Below are 6,613 nucleotides of genomic sequence, written 5' to 3'. Positions count from 1 at the left end.
GTCCGTGGGCTACACGCGCTTTGGCGGCGACATCGCGGCCCCCAACTACATCGACTACAGCGTCGGCGGTGCCTATGACTTCGGTTCGGGCCTGTCCCTGGGTGCTGCCGTGGTCGGCGCCAACAAGAAGGACTACTTCGGTCCCGTCAACAAGTCGCGCGTGATCGTGACGCTGACCAAAACCCTGTAAATCTTTTGGGGGCGCGCAGAGCGCCCCTTCCGGAGGAACCAAAAATGAAAATGGTGACAGCCATCATCAAGCCCTTCAAGCTCGACGAGGTGCGTGAAGCCCTGTCGGACATTGGGGTTCAGGGGATCACGGTGACCGAGGTCAAGGGCTTCGGGCGCCAGAAGGGGCACACGGAGCTGTACCGCGGCGCGGAGTACGTGGTCGACTTCCTGCCCAAGGTCAAGATCGAGGCCGCTGTGGCGGACGAGTTGGTGGACCGCGTGATCGAGGCCATCGAGGCCGCTGCCCGCACCGGCAAGATCGGTGACGGCAAGATCTTCGTGACGCACCTCGAGCAGGTGGTGCGCATCCGCACCGGCGAAACCGGCAAGGAAGCCCTCTAAGGGGCACGCCGCATCACACACAAGAGAAAAAAAGCCATGAAAAAATTGCTTGCTTCCTTCATCCTGGGGTTGAGCCTGCTGTCGGTCGGTGGACTGTCGCTGGCCCAGGCACCTGCCGCCGAGCCTGCGGCGTCGGTGCCAGCGGCTGCTGCCCCTGCTGCGGCACCCGCCGCTGCCCCTGCGGCAGCTCCTGCTGCGGCCGAAGCCGCACCTGCTGCTGCTGCCCCCGTGCCCAACAAGGGCGACACCGCCTGGATGATGACCTCCACCATCCTCGTGATCCTGATGGTCCTGCCCGGCCTGGCCCTGTTCTACGGTGGCCTGGTGCGCAGCAAGAACATGCTCTCCGTACTCATGCAGGTCATGGTCACCTTCTCGATGATCGTGGTGCTGTGGTTCATCTACGGCTACAGCCTGGCGTTCACCGAAGGAAGTGCGTTCATTGGCGGCTTTGATCGCCTGTTCATGAAAGGCATCTGGGACAACGCAGCCGGCACCTTTGCCAATGCTGCGACCTTCAGCAAGGGTGTGGTGATTCCGGAAGTGGTGTTCGCAGCCTTCCAGGCCACCTTTGCCGGCATCACCTGTGCCCTGATCGTCGGCGCCTTCGCCGAGCGCATCAAGTTCGGTGCCGTCATGCTGTTCATGGTGCTGTGGTTCACCTTCAGCTACCTGCCGATCGCCCACATGGTGTGGTTCTGGATGGGTCCCGATGCCTACACAGGCAAGGAAGTCGTCGATGCCATGACCGGCAAGGCCGGCCAGATCTGGCAGTGGGGTGCGTTGGACTTCGCTGGCGGTACCGTGGTGCACATCAACGCTGCTGTGGCTGGCCTGGTGGGCGCATTCATGGTGGGCAAGCGCATCGGCTACGGCAAGGAAGCCATGGCGCCGCACAGCCTGACGCTGACCATGGTGGGTGCTTCGCTCCTGTGGGTGGGCTGGTTCGGCTTCAATGCCGGCTCCGCACTCGAAGCCAACGGCTTTGCCGCCCTGGCCTTCATCAACACGCTGGTGGCCACGGCTGCAGCCGTGCTGGCCTGGTGCATCGGTGAGGCGCTGGCACGCGGCAAGGCATCCATGCTGGGTGCTGCCTCGGGTGCCGTCGCCGGTCTGGTGGCCATCACGCCAGCTGCTGGCAACGTGGGCATCGGTGGTGCACTGGTCATCGGCCTGGTGGGTGGCTTTGCTTGCCTGTGGGGTGTGAACGGCCTCAAGAAAATGCTGGGTGCCGACGATTCGCTGGACGTGTTCGGCGTGCACGGTATCGGCGGCATTGTTGGCGCACTGCTGACTGGCGTGTTCAACGCCCCCAGCCTGGGTGGCCCCGGCTATGTGGCGGACTGGGTCACGGCCACCATGGTGACATCTGCGGACTACTCCATCGCCGCACAGGTGTGGACCCAGACCAAGGCAGTGCTGTTGACCATCGTGTGGTCGGGCGTGGTGTCCTTCATCGCCTACAAGATCGTGGACCTCACCGTGGGTCTGCGTGTCTCGGAAGAGGCTGAACGCGAAGGCCTGGACATCACTTCGCACGGCGAAACGGCGTACAGCCGTTGACGGGATCGGCCGGGGCTGCGGTGTCTGGTGGTGCCGCAGCCCTGACCACCCGGCTTTTTTGAACCGTTTGATTTTTCTGCGAGAGTCTCCTCGGAATCCTCCTCGGATCCCTTGGCCCGCCACCCGGCGGGCTTCTTTTTGAGCAACCCGCCCCTCGGCGGGTTTTTCATTGGAGGGCAGCGCAAGGGCCGATTGCGAACCTCACGCCGGCCGTTCAAAAAATTCACAGCCTTGCCAGGGGCCCGGGCAGGGTGCAGCCGCTACGATGCACGGCATGGATTTCGCCCTTGCCCAGATCACCGAACGCGTGCGTGCCGCCGCGGCCGACCAGACCCCTTTGCGCATCCGCGGCGGCGGCAGCAAGGACTTCCACGGCCTGGCCCTGCACGGCGAGGTGCTGGACACCCGGGTGCTCCAGGGCATCGTCGACTACGAGCCGAGCGAACTGGTCGTCACCGTGCGCGCCGGCACGCCGCTGGCCGAACTGGAGGCGGCCCTGGCCGCCCAGGGCCAGTGCCTGCCTTTCGAGCCCCCGCACTTCGGGGTGCAGCCGCAGGCCGCCACGGTCGGTGGCATGGTGGCGGCCGGCCTCTCGGGCCCGGCGCGCGCCAGCGTGGGGGCCGTGCGCGACTACCTGCTGGGCGTGGTGCTGCTCAACGGCCAAGCCGAGCTGCTGACCTTTGGCGGGCAGGTCATGAAGAACGTGGCGGGCTATGACGTGCCGCGCCTCATGGCGGGTTCCTGGGGCACGCTGGGCCTGCTCACCGAGGTCAGCCTCAAGGTGCTGCCCGTGGTGCCGACCGAGGCCACGCTGCGCTTCGAATGCGGCCAGGATGAGGCGCTGCGCCGCCTGCATGCCTGGGGCGGCCAGCCCCTGCCCCTCAATGCCAGCCGCTGGGAGGCCGGGGTGCTGCACCTGCGCCTGCGTGGCGCCGTGGCCGCCGTGAATGCGGCCTGCCGCAGCATGGGCGGCGAGCGCCTGGAGGCTGCTGCCGTGGCCGTGGATTGGAACGTATGCCGCGACCAGACGCTGCCCTGGTTTTCCGCACGCCAGCCCGACCACGCCCTGTGGCGCCTTTCGCTGCCCGCCACGGCACCCGCTATGGACTTGCCTGGTGGGGCCCAGCCGCTGGTCGAATGGCATGGCGCGCTGCGCTGGGTGCAGGCCCCCGAAGCTGCCGGCGATGCTTTGCGCGAGGCTGCGCGCGCTGCAGGCGGCAGTGCGGCGATGTTCCGGGCACCCCAGGCGCGCGAGCCGGGCGGGACGGGCCACGCCGCACTGCCCTCGCGCGCGCTGGAGCAGATCCATGCGCGCCTCAAGCACAGCTTCGATCCAGCTGGCATTTTCAACCCCGGCCGCATGGCCCCGGGCTGGTAGGCCTCCTGGCATGCGCCGCCTGCGCCACCTCACGGGCCACCACCGCACGGTGGCCAGCAACCGCGTGCTGGGCCTGCTGCTGGCCTTCAATGCAGGTGCCGTGAACGCTGGCGGCTTTTTGGTGGTGCACCTGTATACCTCGCACATGACGGGATTCGTCTCCATGCTGGCCGACAACCTGGTGCTGGGCAACATGGCGCTGGTGCTCGGTGCGCTGGGGGCCCTGCTGGCCTTTACCAGCGGTGCGGCGATGACGGCCGTGCTGGTCAACTGGGGGCGGCAGCGGCACCTGCACAGCAGCTATGCGCTGCCCCTGCTGCTCGTGGGGGCGCTGATGCTGGTCTTCGGCCTGGTAGGCGCCATCACGCTGCGCTGGCATACGCCGTTCGCCGTGCCAGCCACCGTGCTGCTGCTGTCCTTCATCATGGGCTTGCAGAACGCCACCGTGACCAAGATGTCTGCGTCCCAGATCCGCACCACCCACATGACCGGCGTGGTGACCGACCTGGGCATTGAGCTGGGCAAGATGCTCTACTGGAACCGCGCCGGCACGCCCGCCCAGGCCCTGGTGCGCGCCAACCAGGCGCGCCTGCGCCTGTTCGCGGGGCTGCTGGCCATGTTCCTGGTGGGCGGCGTGGCCGGTGCCGCTGGTTTCAAGCATGTGGGCTTCGTGTTCGTGGTGCCCCTGGCATTGGTGCTGCTGGTCCTGTCGCTGCCGCCCCTTTGGGCCGACCGCGCGCGCCTGCGCCATCCGCTGCACAGGCCGGTACCCGCGGCTGCACCCCCCGAGCTCCAGAAAAAATAGTCCCCCGACCAGGCATGCACCATGCAAACCCAACTCTCCCCTGAATACCGCGCCCGCGCCGATGGACTCGAAGCCGAAGCCATCCTGCGCAAGTGCGTGCACTGCGGCTTCTGCACCGCCACCTGCCCTACCTACCAGCTGCTGGGCGACGAGCTCGATGGCCCGCGTGGCCGCATCTACCTGATCAAGCAGGTGCTCGAAGGGCAGGCGCCGACGCGCGCCACCCAGATGCACCTGGACCGCTGCCTGACCTGCCGCAACTGCGAGAGCACCTGCCCGAGCGGCGTGCAGTACGGCCACCTGGTCGACATCGGCCGCAAGATCGTCGACGAAAAAGTGCCGCGCCCCCTGGGCGAGAAGGCCTTGCGCTGGGCGCTCAAGGAGGGGTTGCCCTCGCCGCTGTTCGCCCCCGCCATGAAGGCCGGGCAGATGGTGCGCGGCCTGCTGCCCAAGGCCCTCAAGGCCAAGGTGCCGGCGCCGCAGAACCCTGGCGCCTGGCCGGAGAGGGAGCATGCGCGCAAGGTGCTCATGCTGGCCGGCTGCGTGCAGCCCGCGATGATGCCCGGCATCAACACCGCCACGGCGCGCGTGCTCGACGCTGCGGGCATACAGACCCTGGTGGCGCCCAAGGCGGGCTGCTGCGGTGCCGTCAAGTTCCACCTCAACGACCAGGAGGGCGGCAAGACCGAGATGCGGGCCAACATCGACGCCTGGTGGCCGCTGGTCGAGGCGGGGGGGGTGGAGTGCATCGTGATGAACGCCTCGGGCTGCGGCGTCACGGTCAAGGAGTACGGCCACATCCTGCAGGACGATGCGCAGTACGCGGCCAAGGCCGCGCGCATCAGCGCCCTCACGCGCGACCTGTCCGAATTGCTGCCGGACCTGCTGCCCGAGCTGGCCGAGCGCCTGGCGGGGCGTGTGAAGCTGCCGGCCGACGTGCAATACGCTTACCACCCGCCTTGCACGCTGCAGCACGGGCAAAAGCTGCGCGGGGGGGTGGAGACGCAGCTCGCCAAGCTCGGGTTCACGCTGCGCGTGGCGCGCACCGAGTCGCATCTGTGCTGCGGCTCGGCGGGCACCTATTCGGTGCTCAACCCCGGCCTGTCGTACCAGCTGCGCGACCGCAAGCTCGGTGCGCTGGGCGAGGCCTTGGGTGAGCAGCCGCCCACGGCCATCCTCTCGGCCAACATCGGCTGCATCACGCACCTGCAAAGCGGCACGGCCACGCCCGTGCGCCACTGGATCGAGGTGCTGGACGAGGCCTTGGCTGCAGCGCGCTGAACCGGCGATGGCGCGCTGACCGGATGGTCGCCCAGCAAGCGGATTAGGCGCCAGGCGCCAAGGCTGGCATGATTGAGGGTTTTCTTGCTTGCCCCCTTCCTTTTCCGCTACGCCATGACCGACAACGTGCCAGACCAAGAACAGAAGAACGCCGCGCCCGGCGCCGCTGCCCCCACGGCAGACCAGGCCGCATCGGCAGCGCCCGCCGTGGCCGAAGCCGGGGAGGGCGCCACCGCCGCGCCTGCCGGCAAAGCCCGGCGCAGCCGTGGCGGCCGGGGCGGCCGCAACAGCAACACCCACAGCGGCAACAACGGCCAGCGCGGCGCAGGCCAGCGCGCCCCGGAGGCGGAGGCCAAGGCCGTAGCGGGTGCACCCGCAGGCCCTGCGGGCCAGCGCACTCCGCCGCGCACCCACCCGGTGCTGGAGCAGCTGGCCGGCCTGTACCCGCAGCTCTTCGGTGCGGTGTTCCGCCCGCTCAAGCGCGGCATCTTCCAGGATCTGCAGGCCGCCCACCCCGAACTGTTCGAGCGCGAGGCGCTCAAGGCGGCGCTGGGCATCCACACCCGTTCCACCCGCTACCTGCAGAGCGTGGCCGCGGGCGACAAGCGCCACGACCTGGCTGGCCAGCCCGTGGAGGCCATGGCCCCCGAGCATGTGCACCACGCCCTGCTGGAGGTCTACCGCCGCCGAAAGAACAACAAGGCCCGCGCCACCGAGGATCTGCTGCCCAAGTTGCGCAACCGCATGGTCCAGGCCTTCGAGGCCTCGGGCCTGACACGCGAGGCCTACACCGAGTTGGTGGCCGGCCGTGACGATGAGGCCAATGCCCTGCTCGAAGAGGCCTTTGCCGAGTGGTCGGCACGCAACGCCCGCGACGAGGCCCTGCTGCGCGCCTTCGAGGCCAGCGGCCAGACCCTGGAGGCCTTTGCCGACATGTATGGCATGCCCGCCCGTGCGGCCGGCCAGACGCTGGAGCGTGCGCGCCGCTACCGCGGCGTGGGGGGGGGGGGGGG

The 6,613-nt window shown here is 68.3% G+C and carries 6 protein-coding genes and 1 pseudogene; all 7 read left to right on the top strand.

Annotation, left to right across the window (positions count from 1 at the left end; all coding sequences use genetic code 11):
* Positions 1-190 (top strand): annotated as a pseudogene (locus ACK59X_RS26425) (hypothetical protein); the annotation flags it as partial.
* Between the two features lie 44 nt (positions 191-234).
* Complete coding sequence (gene glnK, locus ACK59X_RS26420) at positions 235-573, top strand: P-II family nitrogen regulator (RefSeq protein ID WP_007851823.1); 339 nt, start codon at positions 235-237, stop codon at positions 571-573.
* A 36-nt stretch (positions 574-609) separates the two neighbouring features.
* Positions 610-2,136, top strand: a complete 1,527-nt coding sequence (gene amt / locus ACK59X_RS26415) for an ammonium transporter (RefSeq protein WP_409961508.1) — start codon at positions 610-612, stop codon at positions 2,134-2,136.
* A 265-nt stretch (positions 2,137-2,401) separates the two neighbouring features.
* The gene (gene glcE / locus ACK59X_RS26410; protein ID WP_409961507.1) at positions 2,402-3,514 is read left to right on the top strand and encodes a glycolate oxidase subunit GlcE; all 1,113 of its coding nucleotides are present in this window, start codon (positions 2,402-2,404) and stop codon (positions 3,512-3,514) included.
* 10 nt (positions 3,515-3,524) lie between these two features.
* Positions 3,525-4,319: a YoaK family protein gene (locus ACK59X_RS26405; protein WP_409961506.1), complete on the top strand. Its 795-nt coding sequence runs from the start codon at positions 3,525-3,527 to the stop codon at positions 4,317-4,319.
* A 21-nt stretch (positions 4,320-4,340) separates the two neighbouring features.
* Positions 4,341-5,600 (top strand): glycolate oxidase subunit GlcF, encoded by a 1,260-nt coding sequence (glcF, locus tag ACK59X_RS26400; RefSeq protein ID WP_409961505.1) that lies wholly within the window; start codon positions 4,341-4,343, stop codon positions 5,598-5,600.
* Between the two features lie 114 nt (positions 5,601-5,714).
* Positions 5,715-6,613, top strand: an 899-nt coding sequence (locus ACK59X_RS26395) for a ProQ/FINO family protein (protein WP_409961504.1), incomplete at its 3' end; no start/stop codon positions are given.

This window comes from Acidovorax sp. (genome assembly GCF_046339755.1).
In the GTDB taxonomy this organism is placed as follows: Bacteria; Pseudomonadota; Gammaproteobacteria; order Burkholderiales; family Burkholderiaceae_C; genus Acidovorax.
This window is presented reverse-complemented; position numbering and strand designations above follow the sequence as displayed.

Excerpts from the sequence above, each read along its gene's own strand:
- glnK (WP_007851823.1), top strand. The coding sequence starts at position 235 with ATGAAAATGGTGACAGCCATCATCAAGCCCTTCAAGCTCGACGAGGTG.
- amt (WP_409961508.1), top strand. The coding sequence starts at position 610 with ATGAAAAAATTGCTTGCTTCCTTCATCCTGGGGTTGAGCCTGCTGTCG.
- glcE (WP_409961507.1), top strand. The coding sequence starts at position 2,402 with ATGCACGGCATGGATTTCGCCCTTGCCCAGATCACCGAACGCGTGCGT.
- ACK59X_RS26405 (WP_409961506.1), top strand. The coding sequence starts at position 3,525 with ATGCGCCGCCTGCGCCACCTCACGGGCCACCACCGCACGGTGGCCAGC.
- glcF (WP_409961505.1), top strand. The coding sequence starts at position 4,341 with ATGCAAACCCAACTCTCCCCTGAATACCGCGCCCGCGCCGATGGACTC.